This is a genomic window from Streptomyces sp. NPDC001617 (assembly GCF_053596855.1).
Map to the genome: position 1 here is coordinate 106,399 of NZ_JBSFHA010000012.1, position 15,723 is coordinate 122,121.

At 71.8% G+C, this 15,723-nt stretch carries 13 protein-coding genes; 5 read left to right on the top strand and 8 right to left on the bottom strand.

Annotated elements, in window-relative coordinates:
• Nucleotides 1-106 precede the first annotated feature (106 nt).
• The 4 genes from ACWC09_RS12320 to ACWC09_RS12335 form a co-directional block, all read right to left on the bottom strand.
• The gene (locus ACWC09_RS12320; protein ID WP_450850453.1) at nucleotides 107-5,545 is read right to left on the bottom strand and encodes a caspase family protein; all 5,439 of its coding nucleotides are present in this window, start codon (nucleotides 5,543-5,545) and stop codon (nucleotides 107-109) included.
• Complete coding sequence (locus ACWC09_RS12325) at nucleotides 5,526-6,386, bottom strand: hypothetical protein (protein WP_450850454.1); 861 nt, start codon at nucleotides 6,384-6,386, stop codon at nucleotides 5,526-5,528. The genes ACWC09_RS12320 and ACWC09_RS12325 overlap by 20 nt, the downstream gene beginning before the upstream one ends.
• Nucleotides 6,387-6,454: 68 nt before the next feature.
• The gene (locus tag ACWC09_RS12330; protein ID WP_450850455.1) at nucleotides 6,455-7,072 is read right to left on the bottom strand and encodes a TetR family transcriptional regulator; all 618 of its coding nucleotides are present in this window, start codon (nucleotides 7,070-7,072) and stop codon (nucleotides 6,455-6,457) included.
• Nucleotides 7,069-7,764, bottom strand: a complete 696-nt coding sequence (locus ACWC09_RS12335; protein ID WP_450850456.1) for a hypothetical protein — start codon at nucleotides 7,762-7,764, stop codon at nucleotides 7,069-7,071. Before ACWC09_RS12335 ends, ACWC09_RS12330 begins: the two co-directional genes overlap by 4 nt.
• 160 nt (nucleotides 7,765-7,924) lie before the next feature.
• Here ACWC09_RS12335 and hmgA point away from each other — a divergent pair, with 160 nt between their 5' ends.
• Genes hmgA through ACWC09_RS12350 form a run of 3 tightly spaced genes read left to right on the top strand, consistent with a single transcriptional unit; the run spans nucleotide 7,925 to nucleotide 11,205 of the window.
• A complete protein-coding gene (gene hmgA, locus ACWC09_RS12340; RefSeq protein ID WP_450850457.1) occupies nucleotides 7,925-9,241 on the top strand; it encodes a homogentisate 1,2-dioxygenase in 1,317 nt (438 codons plus the stop codon).
• 27 nt (nucleotides 9,242-9,268) lie between these two features.
• Nucleotides 9,269-10,018: a GntR family transcriptional regulator gene (locus ACWC09_RS12345; protein WP_450850458.1), complete on the top strand. Its 750-nt coding sequence runs from the start codon at nucleotides 9,269-9,271 to the stop codon at nucleotides 10,016-10,018.
• Between the two features lie 26 nt (nucleotides 10,019-10,044).
• Nucleotides 10,045-11,205 carry a type ISP restriction/modification enzyme gene (locus ACWC09_RS12350; protein WP_450850459.1) on the top strand — a complete coding sequence of 387 codons (1,161 nt, stop codon included), beginning with the start codon at nucleotides 10,045-10,047 and terminating at the stop codon, nucleotides 11,203-11,205.
• Here the strand turns inward: ACWC09_RS12350 and ACWC09_RS12355 are convergent.
• Nucleotides 11,202-11,915 (bottom strand): TetR/AcrR family transcriptional regulator, encoded by a 714-nt coding sequence (locus tag ACWC09_RS12355; RefSeq protein ID WP_450850460.1) that lies wholly within the window; start codon nucleotides 11,913-11,915, stop codon nucleotides 11,202-11,204. The two genes, ACWC09_RS12350 and ACWC09_RS12355, sit on opposite strands and share 4 nt — an antisense overlap.
• A 63-nt stretch (nucleotides 11,916-11,978) precedes the next feature.
• On the opposite strand from ACWC09_RS12355, the gene ACWC09_RS12360 reads away from it, so the two are divergent.
• Both ACWC09_RS12360 and ACWC09_RS12365 read left to right on the top strand, forming a co-directional pair.
• Complete coding sequence (locus tag ACWC09_RS12360; protein WP_450850461.1) at nucleotides 11,979-12,944, top strand: ATP-binding cassette domain-containing protein; 966 nt, start codon at nucleotides 11,979-11,981, stop codon at nucleotides 12,942-12,944.
• Nucleotides 12,941-13,723 (top strand): ABC transporter permease, encoded by a 783-nt coding sequence (locus ACWC09_RS12365; protein ID WP_450850462.1) that lies wholly within the window; start codon nucleotides 12,941-12,943, stop codon nucleotides 13,721-13,723. Before ACWC09_RS12360 ends, ACWC09_RS12365 begins: the two co-directional genes overlap by 4 nt.
• A gap of 183 nt (nucleotides 13,724-13,906) precedes the next feature.
• Here ACWC09_RS12365 and ACWC09_RS12370 read toward each other — a convergent pair whose 3' ends face one another.
• The 3 genes from ACWC09_RS12370 to ACWC09_RS12380 all read right to left on the bottom strand — a co-directional run bounded on the left by ACWC09_RS12370 (nucleotide 13,907) and on the right by ACWC09_RS12380 (nucleotide 15,660).
• Nucleotides 13,907-14,176: a hypothetical protein gene (locus ACWC09_RS12370; RefSeq protein WP_450850463.1), complete on the bottom strand. Its 270-nt coding sequence runs from the start codon at nucleotides 14,174-14,176 to the stop codon at nucleotides 13,907-13,909.
• Between the two features lie 126 nt (nucleotides 14,177-14,302).
• A complete protein-coding gene (locus tag ACWC09_RS12375; protein ID WP_450850464.1) occupies nucleotides 14,303-15,121 on the bottom strand; it encodes an anti-sigma factor in 819 nt (272 codons plus the stop codon).
• Complete coding sequence (locus ACWC09_RS12380) at nucleotides 15,118-15,660, bottom strand: sigma-70 family RNA polymerase sigma factor (RefSeq protein WP_450850465.1); 543 nt, start codon at nucleotides 15,658-15,660, stop codon at nucleotides 15,118-15,120. Before ACWC09_RS12380 ends, ACWC09_RS12375 begins: the two co-directional genes overlap by 4 nt.
• Between the last annotated feature and the right edge of the window lie 63 nt (nucleotides 15,661-15,723).

Here is a 15,723-nt window from a genome sequence, read left to right on the forward strand (position 1 = left end):
TGTGACGCTCGTACGCGGCCGAGCATACCGATCGGTATGGATGCGGGGGAGGCCTGTCAGGGGTGAGGTCGGGAATTCGCGAGCCGGGCGGTGCCGGACGGGTGGCTCAGTCGAAGAGGATCGGTCCGTTGCGGGTGCCGACGATCAGTTCGCCGCCGGGGCCGACGGTGAGCGCCGTGGACGGGGACGGGAGGTCCAGGGTGCGGTGGACCGTGCCGGTGCGGGTGCCGACGACGGTCAGTGTGGTGTAGCCGGCCACGGCGAAGGCCTCGCCGCCGGGGAGCAGGGCGGCGAACCTGGCCGGCCCTGGTGTCTCGTACTCGTGCGTGACGCGAGGCTCGGGGGCCGGGCGCCGGTCCGGCAGCCATCGGCGGCCCAGCCTGCGGTGTCCGGGAGGCCTCTCGCCGCGTGCGGTGAAACGTCCGCGCAGCGCCGCCCAGGGGACGATCCTGGTGCGGTTGACGCCGATCAGCAACAGTTCGTCCGGCGCCAGGGCCAGCGCGTGCCACAGGCTGTCGTCACGCAGCCAGAAGGATGCCCAGCGGCGGCTGGTGGTGTCCAGCACGCGCAGTACGTCATCGCGGACGGGCATCAGGACCAGGAGACGGCCGGCGCACCGCACCGCGTGCAGCTCGGCGTCCGAGATCCCCTCGTCACCGGGTGCCGAGCACGGCTGATCGGGGAGCGGTCCCCGGGCGACGTCGTGGACGCAGACACGGCCGTCCCCGTCCGGGTTCAGGAAGTACCGGGGCGAGTCCGCCTGCCACACGTGGAGGGACAGCAGTGACTCCGCTCCGGTCCCGTCCGGCACCACGGCGAGACGCGCCCCCTCGTGCTGGTGGGGCACCGGCGTCACGAGCGGCCTGCCCGCCGAGGCGACCGTGTTCGCGGTCCCGAAGTCCCAGTACTCCAGCAGGCCGTACTCACTGCGGGAGAAGAGCAGGGACCGGACGTCCCGGCCCGGTGAGCGCCAGGCCACCGTGGCCAGTTGTTCCACCGCGCTGTGGTCGACCGGCCGCAGCCGCCGGACCAGTTCGCCCCGCTCGCCGTCGCGCACCTGGAGCGAGCCGTCGGCCGCGCCCACCACGACCGCCGGTCCACCGTCCTGGGGCACGGCCGCGACGGCCGACACGGGCCGCACCGCGTCGAGCGCCTCCACCACGTGCCGCCCCTCGGGTGTCTCCCGCATCCACCAGACCTGGCCGACCTCGTCCCCGCACAGCAGTCCGTCGTCCGTCGCGTGCAAGGAGACACCCGGCTCCGGCATGTGGCGGTCCCAGCCGTCGACGCAGGACACAAGGCGAGCGTCGTCGCCGAAGCCGACGAGCCCTGCCGCGGTGTACGCCAGTGCGCTCACGCCACCCCGGTGCGCGTGACGGGGTGGCCCCGTGGGCCGGCACGTCGGCAGCGACCACTCGCGCACCGTCCCGTCGGATCCGCCGACCGCCAGCCGCCCCGAGCCGTCGGGGGCGAGGGCGAGACTCGCGGTCCACACGGCTTCCTCGGGGAGGGAGCCGTACACGAACATGCGGCCCGCGCCGACGTCCCAGCAGACGATACGGCCGGAGTCGGTGCCGGCCACCAGCACGTCCCGGCCGCGGACCCGGCCGGTCTCCAGCGCCGTGACGATGTCGGGGGCGGTGAATTCCTGCTCGGCGACCGGCAGTCCGGCACGCAGGACGAGAAGCCGCACGCGTCCGCCGTACTCGCCTGTGGCGACGAAGTCCCGCCCGTCGGCCGTGCGTCCGACGGCCGCGCAGCCGATCAGCGGGACCTCCCAGCGCCCGGGGTCCAGCACCTCGCGCCGCCACAGCTCGTGCCGCCGGGCCAGGTCCCAGCAACGGATCCGGTAGTCCCCGCCGACGCTGACGAGGGCGGGCGTGCCCGACGGGCCGCGGACCTCTCCCAGGGCCAGGACGCGGCGATCGTGGGCGGTGACATGGACGGAGTCCGCAGCGTGGACCGTGGGCCAGAAGCGCACGACCCCGTCGGAGCCGCCCACACACACCGTGTCGCCCGCCAGACACACGGCCGTCGCGGCGTGCCGCAGGACCTGCCCGGCCAGGCGGTCCCCGGTCACCAGGTCGTACAGCTGGAGACCACGGTTGTCGCCCTGGACGGACACACAGTCGTTCGATCCCAGGGCGAAGACCGCGACCCTCACGGACCTCCCTGCGTCGACCCGCTGCGACAGGCCGATGGGGCGTCCGCTGTCCAGGTCGACGCGGTGCAGCTGTCCGTCGGAGGTGACCACGGCGACGATCCACTGCACGCCGACGTGGCGTATGGCCAGCGAGGCGATGGGATGGCCGCTCGTCAGGAGGGTTCTGACGGGGGCACCGGTGGCGGTGGAGGACACCCGGACGGTGTGGTCGGCGCCGGCCGTGACGACGAGCGGGCCCTGCGGATGGCCGGTCACCAGATCGATGTGGGTGACGGCGGTTTCGTGGCCGGTGGTCGTCTTCGCCATGGGCTCGTCGGTGAAAGCCGTGTACCGCGCGACGTGGCCGTCCTCGTAACCCAGCAGGAGTGACATCGCCGGCATCCCGGCGGGCGCCGCGCAAGCGGTGATGCGTGTTCCCGGGCCCTGCGGTGCCAGGACCTCGGGGACATCGGCACTCAGCCTGTTGGCCAGCTCCTCCCACTGCTCGATCTCCCAGCTGTACAGCGACCGGCGCTGCGCGCGGGTGAGGGGCGGATAGCGGCGGAGTCCGAGGAGCCGGTGAACAAGGACGTGCCCCGTGCGGAACCTCAGGACCGCCACCTCGGGTGTGCCGTCCCGTCCGGCCAGCAGGACCAACTGCTCCCCCGGGTCCGGCACCCGGCGATCGGGTTCGGAGTCGAAGTCCGGGCCCGACGGCAGCACGTACTCCCGGTGGTCGTACCCGTCCCACAGGTGAAGCAGGCGCACGTAGTCCCCCGTCGTCACGCTCCCCTTCTTCAGGACGCGATCACGGTCGACCCACAACGCGGCGGCCGTACCGGACAGTTGGGGAGGTGCGGTCAAGGTCGCCCGGAACCACCCGACCGGCTGTCGGCCGACCGAGCGGACCGATCCGTCGTCCAGGTCGTGCCAGGTCGCGCCCTGCCGCGCCATCAGGTCGAGATACCGCGCCCCGGCGGCGGTGGCAGCCACGATCCCGTACCCGAGCCCGATCGTCATCCCCGGATAGCGCCGCGCCCCCTCATTCGGATTCCACGCCGCCCACCGTGCCCGCCACGGCAGTTGCTCCTCTCCCGTGTCGCACGAGTCCGCCAGGAGCTGCGCCCTGCGGCACACGGCCGCCAGCCGCAGCCGGGCCCGCGCTTCGGGGTCGGGTCCGGCCCCCTGATGCTCGCGGAGCATGTGCTCCAGATCGCGCAGCGCCTGCCCCGCCCGGTGCCCGTCCGCCGTCCGCAGCCGGGGCAAGGCGGCGAGAAGCCGACCCGGGTCGGAGGACAACACGAAACGGGCGTCCTGCACCAGCGGGTCCAGCACCCCGCCCTCCCCCGCGTGCAGTGCCAAATACCGTCGGACATAGGGATGTTCGACATCCCGCAGTACCTCCGTCACCGTTCTCTGGATCCGCTGCGGGTCCCGCCCCTCCCGCAGGTACTCGATCAGTGCCCGGTGATAGACCCGGTACACCGAGCCGCCGCCCTCCACGCTCTCCACCACGTACGAGCCCGCCTCCTGCCGCAGCCATACGACGTCGTCGTCGCTGTAGGAGCGGCCGGTGATCGCCGAGGCCAGCCGGGGCCAGACGCCTGCCCAGGGCAGACCGGCGCCCTGGGCGTAGGCGAGCGGCAGGAGCAGGTCGCGGGCGCGGCCCGCCTCCGCTCCCAGGCGGTGTGCCAGGTCGCGTTCCATGGCCTCGCCCGGCAGCCGTGGGAGTTCGTCCCGCCACTGCCGGTCGTGCGGGTCCGGCAGGCTCGGTTCGCGGGCGATCATGCGGGCGGTGATGCGGGCCACCAGGAAGGAACGGCCGGCGGCCTCCGCGACGGCCTCCGCGACGGCGTTCACCAGACCGGGCGGAGCGACCGTCAGAGCGGAGCCGGGCGGGCACAGTAACTTGCGGGCGTAGGAACGGACGGCCTCCGGGTCGCCGTACCGCTCGGAGTCGAGGTCGATGCGCGGGGCGGAGGCCGACAGCCGGGCGGCGACGTGGGGGCGGGCACCCACCAGCAACCGCAGGGGGAGGCGGCGTTCGGGGTCGGTGAGGGGGGTGAGCAGCTCGTCGACGACCTCACGCGGGGCGAGCGCCTCGTCCAGGGAGTCGATGAGTACGACGAGCGGGCGGGTTCTGGTCTGGAGGTGGGCGGTGATGCCGCCGAGCGACTCGGCGGCGCAGCCCGCGGCCGCGGACAGCGCGTCGAGGAGTTGCCGGGTGGAGAGATGGCCGGCGTTGATCCGCTCGTCGACGGCGCCGGGGCCGGGCAGCGCGGCGGGCAGTCCGGCGCGCGGCACCGACGCGGCACGCGTCGGGTCGGTGAGGACGGCGACCAGTCCGAGCAGGGACGACTTCCCGGATCCGGGATCGCCGGTGACCACGCACAGCCGGTCGTCCGCGCGCGCCGGGGAGAGCCATGCGGTGACGTCACCGATCGCCGCGTGCCGCCCGGTGAAGTTCCACACGTCCTCGGTGGGCACGTCCGTCCCTCGGGCACGCGGCAGGAAGAAGTCGCGCATGTCCTGTTCCCGGGCGCCGCGTTCACGGCTGCCAAGGGCGAGGATGCGGTCGATCTCCTCCAGCTTGAGACCGTCCGAGCCCGGAACATGCCGCGGGTTGGGCAGGAAGGCGGGTATCCCGCCGCTGGCGTCGGCGAGCGACCAGACCGGCCGCTGCGCGGGCGGCACTTCGGGGTCGGTGCGGATGGCGGCCATCACCAGGTCGAGACCGATGTGGGCGGGCGCGTGCCCGGCGACGGCCTGTCGGTGCACGGCCCGGGTGAAGGCCGCCGACAGGGCGCCGACATAGGTCTCCTCCTTGCGTCGGGAAGAGGCGACCAGGGCCAGGCCGGTGCTGCCGTGTTCGGTCACCGGTTCCCGGAAGCGCCGGGCCTCCAGGGCTCCGCGCAGTGCCTTGTCGGCGCCCTCTTCCGAGTAGCAGGCGTCGATGAGCACCAGGAGCCGCTCGATGGCGGTGTCCTCCCACAGGTTGGCCACCAACTCCTCGGTGGGCAGGGCGGTGTGCAGCAGGTCGTGGGTGTCGCTGTCGTGCAGGAGCAGGTAGTGGCGTCCGCTGTGTTCAGCGGTGAGTCCGTGTGTGGCGAGGTAGAGGACGACGTAGTCCTCGGGACGCCGGTCCGGTGCAGTGGCGAACGCGCGCAGGGCATCGACGAGTTGGGACCTGGTGGGGTTGAGGCCCACTTCCGTGCCCCTGCGGTAGCCGAGCTCGCCGAGGAACAGGTCGTCGATCCGCCCTACGTCGTCGGCGAGTTCGGGGCGTTCGGCCTCCGGGTGTGCGCGTACGTCGGTGACGGCGGCGGAGATCAGGAAGCGCCGGGCAACCGGCGCGGCGCCGGAGGCCGCGCGCGCCTGCGCCTCAGTCGGGAGCGCAGCCATCGGCGACCGCCCGGCCGGCCTCGGACGTGTTGAGGTAGCGGGTCGCGTCGTGGGCCCGGGAGCCGTTGCGAACCAGATGGCAGGCGACGCGGGGGCCGAACAGCGGCCGCAGGTCCTTCACCAGCGCGACCACGTCGCCCTCGTCCGCGATGTTCGTCCACTGCTCGAGACCGCCGGGCCAGTCTCCGGGTTTCCGGCCGTCCCCCGCGCACAGCCGGTCGAAGACGAGGTTGCGTACGCCGAGCGGAGAACCGAGCGTGAGCAGGGCGCGTACCGGCCACTCGGGGTGGGCGCACAACGCCTCGTAGGCGACCACGCTGCCCAGGGAGTGGCCGACGACAACTCGGGTGCGGTCGGTCACGGCGGCGGTGACGCGCTGCTGGACGGCCTCGCGCACGGCCGGGTCGCACAGGTAGGCGCGGACCTGTTTGAGGTCCAGGATCAGAGCGCGCAGAGCGACGTCCGCGAAGAAACGCGAACGACTGAGGGCGTTCAGGGCGCGCTGGACGGTGTGCGGAGTGCGGGCGAGGGTACGGGCGTCGGGCGGTACGACGGCGGCGTCGGTGCGCCCGGCCTCGGCCCACAGAGCGATCAGGAGCTCCGTCTCGAAGCCCTCCGCCACGTCGGTACTGGTCAGGGGCGGGTCCTGGGCGGCGAGGGTGCGTCCCGGAGGGCGGAACAGGTCGCCGTAGAAGACACAGCCGACGTCGTCCGGCCCCAGATCATATGGCGCGCCCGCCCGGGTCAGGCCGTCGCCCAGCGCCGGGTACCACAGGCCGTGCAGCTCCCGCTCCCCCGTGTACTGCTGACCCACCCCGTGAACGCAGACCACCCGAGTCATCGCCGCCCCCCATGCACGACCCAAGGATCAGATCACCATAGCAACGCGAGGGCTGCCCCGCGCCCGTCTCAGTCCAGCACCCGCGCCAAATAAGCCCTGAGCATCTCCCGAGCCTCCTCGATGATCCTCGCGTCGCCCTCCGGGGACACCCGGAAGGCCAGGTGGACCAGGGTGTCGGCGGTTTCCACGGCGATCAGGAAGGTGCGGCGCAGGTCGTCGTCGGGCTCGCGGTCGAGGTAGCCGGAGAGGAGGTCGGTGAGGCGGTCGGCGACGCGGTGGTTGGGTTCGGCGTCGCGGGCGCCGACCGGGATCTGGTTGCCGAAGTCGACGAGGGAGAAGCCGGGCGCGGTGCGCTTCATGGCCAGGTACTCGTCGAGCACGGCGTCCATGGCGGTGCGCCAGCCTCCCTCGCCGGGCTCCTTGAGGCGCTCGGTGACGCGCTCCGTGAAGTGTTCGAGGTTGCGCTGGGCGAGGGCGTCGGCCATCTGCCGCTTGTTGCCGAAGAAGCGGTAGACCGAGCCGATGGGGACGCCGGCGCGCAGAGCGACGGCCCTCGTGCTCAGGGCGTCGTAGCCGACCTCGTCGAGGAGGTCGGCGCAGGCGTCGAGGATCCTGGTGAGCCGTTCTGCGCTGCGCCGCTGCACGGGCGCTCGGCGTAGCGATGTCGCTTGGGGCACGGACTTCATGATGCCTTTCCGACGCGGTCCGGTGAACCTCGCCCCCCGGTACGGAGATTGATGCTCGGTGCACTCATCGAGGTCGTGTCGGTCGTGCCGCCAGAAGTACCGCCGGGCGTGCTGCTCGGAGTGCCGCCGCGGGTGCCGCTCGGCGTGGCCGCACCCGGCGTACCACCGGGTGTCCCGCTCGGCGCGGGCTCCGACGCCGTGATGTCGGCCGTGCTCTCGACCGGCTCGCCCTTGACCGCCCACACCGTGCCGTCGTCGGCGTACAGCCGGGCGGTGACATGGTGCGTGCCGCGCGGGACCAGGCGGGCCGGGAGGCGGTAGCCGGTCGTGCGCAGCCGGGTGACGAGGCGGTCGTCGACGTAGAGGCGGGCGAAGCCGCGGCCGACCACCGGCTCGGCCTTCGTACCGGCCGTCGAGAAGCGGAAGTGGTGCACGGTCAGCCGTACGTCCCAGCTGTCGCCGGTGTCGGGCTGCACCTCGATGCCGACCTCGGGCGCACCGTTCTTGTCCACCTGCCGCAGATGCCGGCCCTCCTTGTCCGTACCGTCCAGCACCTTGCCCACAGGTGACACCGACGCACCGTCTTTCCCGTCCGTCCCCTCGTGAGCATTACTGGCGCCGCACCCCACGGATCCGGCCAGCATCAGGACACAGACCGCGAGCACGGCGAGAAGTCCCCGCGTCCACGACATGTCCGGGAGCGTAGAACAACGGTCCGACAGCCGGATCCCCCTGGAGGCTGGTTCTGGCTGATCCCCGTCCTCCCTGGTGAGGAGGTCCGGCGCACCCCTTGCGCCCGCGAAACCGCAATCCTACGGTGATACATAGGAATCGATGCGCAAGGGAGCGATCATGAGCGGGGACGCGCGCAAGACCGCGGAGGGGCTGACCTACCTCTCCGGTTTCGGCAACGAGCACAGCTCCGAGGCGGTGCCGGGCGCCCTCCCCGAGGGCCGCAACTCGCCGCAGCGCACACCCCTCGGCCTCTACGCGGAGCAGCTGAGCGGCTCGGCCTTCACCGAGCCCCGCGCCCACAACCGCCGCTCCTGGCTCTACCGCATCCGCCCCTCCGCCGCCCATCCGCCGTTCACCCACACCCACAACGGCTGGATCCGCACGGCCCCCTTCACGGAGTCCGTCCCCGACCCCAACCGCCTGCGCTGGAACCCCCTCCCGGACCCCGCCGACGGCACCGACTTCCTCGCCGGCCTGTGGACCCTGGGGGGCAACGGCGACGCGACCCAGCGCACCGGCATGGCCGTGCACCTGTACCACGCCAACTCCTCGATGGACCGTGTCTTCAGCGACGCCGACGGGGAGCTGCTGATCGTTCCGCAGCGGGGCGGACTGCTGCTGCACACCGAGTTCGGGCAACTCCATGTGGAGCCCGCACATATCGCGCTGATCCCACGTGGCGTCCGCTTCCGTGTGGAGCTGCTCGACGGGTCCGCCCACGGCTATGTGTGCGAGAACTACGGTGCCCCCTTCCGCCTCCCCGACCTCGGCCCCATCGGCGCCAACGGCCTCGCGAACGCCCGCGACTTCCGGGCACCGGTGGCCGCCTATGAGGACGTCGAGGGCCCGGTCGAAGTGGTCACCAAGTTCTGCGGCAACCTCTGGCAGGCGACGTACGACCACTCCCCGCTCGACGTGGTCGCCTGGCACGGCAACCACGTCCCGTACGTCTACGACCTGCGCCGCTTCAACGTCATCGGCACCATCTCCTACGACCACCCCGACCCGTCGATCTTCACGGTGCTGACGTCCCCGTCGGACACCCCGGGCCTGGCCGCCGTCGACTTCGTGGTCTTCGCGCCGCGCTGGCTGGTGGGCGAGGACACCTTCCGGCCGCCGTACTTCCACCGGAACGTGATGAGCGAGTACATGGGCCTGATCGAGGGCGCCTACGACGCGAAGGCGGAGGGCTTCGTGCCGGGCGGCGGTTCGCTGCACAACATGATGTCGGCGCACGGTCCGGACCGGGAGACGTTCGACCGGGCGAGCGCCGCCGAGCTGAAGCCGCAGAAGGTGGACGACGGCCTCGCGTTCATGTTCGAGACCCGCTGGCCGGTCACCCTCACCGCGCACGCGGCACAGGCGGACCACCTCCAACAGCACTACGACGCCGTGTGGCAGGGCCTCGAACGGCACTTCCGCCCGTTGCACTGATCGCCGACGACCGGTACGGATAGCCCCGTGACCTCCTTCGCGCCGGACTCGATCGTCCTGAACCGCAAGCTGCCGCTCTGGTACCAGGTGTCGCAGTCCCTGCGCGCCTCGATACTCGGCCGCTCACCCCAGGACCCCCTCCGGCTGCCCACCGAGGAGCAGTTGGCCGGCCACTACGGGGTGAGCGTGCTGACCATGCGGCAGGCGCTGAAGGAGCTGGAGGACGAGGGGCTGATCACCCGGCACCGCCGCCGGGGCACCTTCATCGAGCCGGACGCCCGCCGGGCCGCCCCGGTCCGGCTGCTGGGCTCGGTGGACGCGATCGTGGCCCAGCAGTCCGGTATGACGACCGAGCTGCTGCACCACGGTCACGCGCCCGTGCCGCCCGAACTCGCCGAGTACTTCCCGGAGACCGACGAGGTGGCCACGTACCACCGCCTGCGCAGCGACGAGAAGACGGGCGAGCCGACGAACCACGCCCGCAACTACGTCCGTCCCGAACTGGCGGCCCGTATCGACCCGTCGGACCTGGTGCGCTGGCCGATGACCAAGGTGCTGCGGGATGTCGTACGGGCGGACATCAGCCGGATCACGGACACGGTGGAGGCCCGTCTCGCCGACCCGGAGACCGCGAGACTCCTCCAAGTCCCGCTGCTCAGCCCGATCCTGCACTACACGGGTGTGACCTACGACGGGGCGGGAAGGGTGTTGGACGCGGCGGTGATCCACTACCGCGGCGACCGCTTCTCCTTCACGGTGACCCTCGACGCCACATGACCTCACTGTCCGTGCCAGGTCGTACGATGCGGGGCGTGACGCACGACGACGCTCCGCCGCTGGCGGACCTCATGCCGTGGTCCGTCGCACCGCCGCGGCTCGGCCGGGGGTGGCCGACGGGCCCGGACGCCGCATCCCTGAAGGCCCGCTGGGACGCGCTGCTGAAGGCGGACGGCCCCGACCGGGAGACCCTGTTCGAGCCGACGCGCTCCCGCACCCTGCACACGGCGGTGGGGCAGCTCCCGGGCCAGTCGAGCGGCACGGAGAAGCTGGTGCGGGCATCGGCCCCCTGCCCGGACCCCGTACGCGTTCTGCACGGCCCCTTCGACGAGCAGTGGCTGATCCCCGACCACCGCCTGATCGACACGGCACGACCGGAGTTGTGGCGGGTGGCGGACGAGCACCAGACCTTCGTCGTCGAGACGCCTTCCGACACGACCGGCCCACGCCTCCTGGCCACATCCCACCTCCCCCTCCTCCGCCCCGGCCGCATCCGCCCCCTCTACCGCCGCCCCGGCGGCACGGAGCCCAACCTGACGCCGGGCCTGTTGGACCACCTGAGCACCCGCCTCGGCCTTTCCCCCACCCCCTTGGACGTCCTCGCCTGGGCGACCGCGACGGTCCGACCGGACCTGACGGTCCCGCTCACCGAGGACCCCGAACTGTGGTCGCGGGGTGTGGAGTCGGGCCACCGCATGCTCTGGCTGATGCGCCGCGACGGCGACCGCCCGAAGCTCCCGGGAGGCCGCCGCCCGTACGTCCGCGCTCCCCTCCCCTCCCGCCCTCTCACGATCGACTACGACCGCGACGAGGAGACCCTGCTCCTCGACGACGGCCGCATCTCGCCGGTACCACCGGAGGCCTGGGACTTCGAGGCGGCGGGGGTGCGGGTCCTGGAGCACTGGTTCACGACACGGACGACGGAGGCCGAGCCGGGAACGCTGGCGGCGATCCGTCCGTCGACCTGGCCGCAGACATGGACGTCGGAACTGCTGGAGCTGATCACGGTGCTCGCCCTGCTGGCGGAACTGCGCCCGCAGCAAGAGGAGTTGACGGTGACGGCCCCGATCACGGCGGCGGAGCTCCGGAAGGCGGGCGTCCTCCCCGCGCCAGAGGCCTCGCACAAGCCGGCCTCGGTCTTCGACCACCACGAGGAAGGCCCGGAAGGCCAGTTCGCGTTGATCTAGCTTCCGGATGCGAAGGCGTCCAACATCCTGTTCACCATCAACTCGAAAGCCCCGTCGAGATCAATCGGTCCCGTGTCCTCCGCGAACGCCGCCGCCATCCTCGGATAGGCGCCCGTGGCCACCTGGCTCCCGAGATACGCGATCCGCACCGCGCTCTCCTCCTCCGCCGACCACGGCAGGGACCGCGTCCGCTCGGCGGTGGCCAGTTCGGCCGCGACGTACTGCGTCACGCACCCGTTGAGCATCCCCACGAGCTGCATCTTCAGGCCGTAGCGCGCCTCCAGCGGATCCAGGCAGGCCAGACAGTGCTCCAGGTACCGCAGGGCGTGGGGACTGAAGCCGTACACCGGTGACATCAGCCGCGTCATCCACGGATGTCTGCGCATCAGCCCCCGCGTCTGCTCGGCCACCCGCCACATGTCCCCCCGCCAGTCCCCGGACGGCTCCCACAGCTCGTGCTCCCCGCTGACCGCGTCCACCATCAGCTCGTACAGGTCCTCCTTGCGGGGGACGTAGTTGTACAGCGACATGGTCCCGCACCCCAGCTCGGCCGCGACATGCCGCATCGACACCGCGTCCAGCCCGCCCTCGTCGGCGATCCTCACCGCCGCCGCCGCGATGTCGGCCCGCGTGTACGCGGGCCTCGGCCCCCGCCCCGCCCGCTCGGGCCGCGCCCAGATCACTTCCGGTACCGCCACTCGGCCCGCCATCGATCATCACCTCGACCACCATCCTAGTTACGTACACCGTACGTAGTGCGCTATGGTCGAGACATGATTTCTACGTACGCTGTACTTAGTGAAGGTCTGAAGAAGAGGTTCGGCGAGGTGCACGCGGTGCGCGGCCTGGATCTCGCGGTGGCCCGGGGGACGGTCTGCGGAGTCCTCGGACCGAACGGCGCCGGCAAGACGACGGCCGTACGGCTGCTGACGACCCTGCTGCGGCCGGACGCCGGCTCGGCGCGGATCGCCGGGCACGACCTCGTCCGGGACGCGGCGGCCGTACGGCGCAGCATCGGCGTCACCGGCCAGTACGCCTCGGTCGACGGCGACCTCACCGGCCGCCAGAACCTCCGGCTGTTCGCCCGGCTGCACCGGGTGCGGGCGCCCGGTGAGCGCGCCGGGGAGCTTCTCGACCGGTTCGGTCTCGCCGAGGCCGCCGACCGGCCCGCGTCCGCCTACTCGGGCGGGATGCGCCGCCGTCTGGACCTCGCGGCGAGTCTGATCCGCCGTCCAGAGGTGCTGTTCCTGGACGAGCCGACGACAGGGCTCGACCCGGCCAGCCGCACACTGATCTGGGACGCCGTGCGCGAGCTCACGGCCGACGGCACGACGGTGCTGCTGACCACGCAGTACCTGGAGGAGGCCGACCAACTCGCCGACGACATAGCCCTGGTGGACCGGGGGCGAGTGGCACACACCGGGTCACCGGCGCAGTTCAAGGCGCTGATCGGGTCCTACGTCGAGGTCGTCGTCGCCGATGCGGACGTGATGGTGAAGGCGGCCGGCGTTCTCGATCAACTCACGGGCGCGGAACCGTCGTTCGACGACGAACGGCACGCGGTCGGCGCGGTCACCCGGGACTCGACGCTCACCCTGCCGCGCCTGGTGCGCGAACTGGACGCGGCGGGCGTGCCGTTGCTCGACGTCAGCCTGCGGACGCCGACGCTGGACGACGTCTTTCTCCAGCTGACCGACCGCTCTTCGGAGCCTGCGGACGACAAGGAGCCCGCGGTATGAGCACGTTGACGTACGACGGCCTCGCGATGGTGGGCCGTCAGCTGCGGCGGGTCCGCAACAGTCCGGGGCTCGCGATCCTCACCCAGGTCATGCCGATCAACATGCTGCTGTTCTTCGGCTATGTCTTCGGCAGCGCCCTCGCCATGCCCGGCCGGGAGTACCGGTCCTTCCTGGTGCCGGGGCTGCTGGTGGCGACCGCCGCGGGCGGGATCATGACCGGGATGTTCCAGGCCGCCGCCGACTCGCACCGGGGCGTGATGGACCGGTTCCGCACGATGCCGGTGAGCCGGGCCGCCGTGCCGCTCGGGCAGGCGGTGGCCGACCTGGTGGTCACGGCGGTCGGGACGGTGCCGCTGCTGCTGGTCGGGCTCGCGGTGGGCTGGCGGATAGAGGGGAGCGCGCTCGAAGTGGCGGGCGCCGTGGGGCTGTTGCTGCTGTTCCGGTTCGCCTGCACGTCGATCGGGATCTTCCTCGGGCTGCTGACCCGCAGCGAGGACGCGGCCGGGCAGCTCGGTGCCTCGACCTTCGTCCTGCCGCTGCTGTCCAACGCCTACATCCCGACCGACGGGCTCGCGGGCTGGCTGCGGACCCTCGCCGAGTGGAATCCGATCAGCGCGGTGACGACGGCCCTGCGGGACCTGTTCGGGAACGCGCCGGCGCCGACGGACGGCGCCTGGCCGGTGGCACATCCGGTCGCCGGGTCACTGGGCTGGAGCGTGGTACTGATCGCCGTATTCATGCCGCTGGCGGTGCGGAGGTACGCACACGGGGAGCGGTGATCTCAACAGCCGAGTGGGAACGGGGGTTGTCTTCGGTACCGAGCGGGTGGAACGTACCGAAGACGCCCTCCATGACAGAACAGACCCGAGGGTGGACTGCGAACCGGTGCACCGCCGCATGCCGTGGGGATGACGGACGACTGAAGCGCGACACCGCACCGGCCGCAGGAACGCCGGTACGGCTCAGCGCCCGCCGAACAGCGAACGAGTCAGCCGACGCAGTGGCGCGAAGAGCGAGACCTTGCGGACGCGCGCGCCCCTGTCACTGCGGTTCTGCGTGGTGTCACGCGCGGTCAGCTCACGCATCAGCGAGGTCGCCTCGGCCGCCTCCCGCTGCGGGACGGCAGGACCCGCCAGCACCGAGAGATGGCGGTCGAGGCGCGAACTGGTCGCGCTGCTCCCGCACGTGATCGCAGGGACCCTCGCCCTGCTGCGCACTGTTATCTGTTCCATGTCACTCCCCACCCGTACGAGTCCACCCGGCCCGGGCAGGGTAACCCTATCGCCCCCGTGGGGCACTCGTGTATCGCGGTCACAGGATTCACCTTCCCTGCAAGGGTGTTGACGACCCCTCCACCGTCACTCTCCGAATCCAAGCGATTTCAGGGCGAGTTGGACAATCGGCTGGCTGGTGGGCTGTGCTGAGCCCCCGTCGGGCTCGACGGTTACAGCGAGTGATGTAGCGGACTTGTTGAGGCCGGTCGCGACCAAGGGCGTGTCGCCCTGCTTGAACAGCCCGAGGGAGCGCGGTTGCGCATGGGGGCGCATCTGCCACAACTGGTGCACGCGTCCGCTGGGTGGCTCGGTGTATCCGCTGAGGGTGACGATCACCTGCCCCTCGGATGCGGAGGCGATCACTCCGATACTTCGGCCCTGGGTGTCCTTGCCGGTGGCCGCGCGTGCGTCGGGAGCTGCGAGAACGTGGTTGATCTCACGTGACTGCGACTGTGCGGCGTCCAGCTTGTCCTGGGTCTGCCTGGCCTGCACGGCGAAGAGGGAGGCGACCACGAGGGCCGCGGCGGCCGTCGCCGTGGCGAGCGGCACGAAGAACGGGCGGCGCTCGCGGGGCGCACGGGTGCGCGACGGCGGGGGCTGCGTGCCCCAGACATGCGGCGGCAGCTGCGGCGTGTGCTCCGGTATCGGACTCGGCGCCTGCGGCGTCGCGCGTACGGCGGCCAGCACCCGGTCGCGCATCGCGGCCGGCGGAGGGGCGGCCGTCGACCAGGCGAGACGGGCCGCGTCCTCGGACAGGGCGCGCACCTCGGCGGCACAACTGTCGCACGTGCTGAGGTGCTTCTCGAAGCGGTACCGCTCCCCGGACTCCAGCGCGTCGAGCGCGTAGGGGGCCGCGAGCGAGTGCAGATCCTCGCGGCGGAGCAGTCGGGCGAGCAGACTCATGCGACACCTCCCAGGCACTTGCGCAGCTGGGTGAGTCCATCGCGCATACGGGTCTTGACCGTGCCCAGCGGCAGGGAGAGCCGCTCGGCCACTTCACGGTACGTGTAGCCGTCGTAGTAGGCGAGCGTGACGGACTGGCGCTGCAGGGCGGTGAGACGGTCCAGACAGCGGCGTACCCATTCGCGTTCCAGGCCCGCCTCGACCTCCTCGGTCACCTGGTCGAAGGCGGGGTGGTGGGCCCGGCGGGCCTCGCGCTGCTCACGGTCGACGGCCGCGCGGGCGCTGCGGACCCGGTCGACGGCGCGGCGGTGGGCGAGGGTGAGGATCCAGGACAGGGCGCTGCCGCGTCCGGGGTCGAACTTCGCTGCGGAGCGCCAGAGTTCGAGCAGCACCTCCTGCGCGACCTCCTCCGACTGGGCCGGATCCCGCACGACCCGGCGCACCAGTCCGAAGACCGGACCGGACACCAGCCCGTACAGCTCTTCGAATGCCTTCTGGTCACCGCCCGCCACGAGCACCAGAAGCTCGTCCGCCTCCACTCGGTTCCCCTCTCCCCGCCCGCATGGGCCCCGTCCGGTCACACCAGGCATTCGCAACGAACG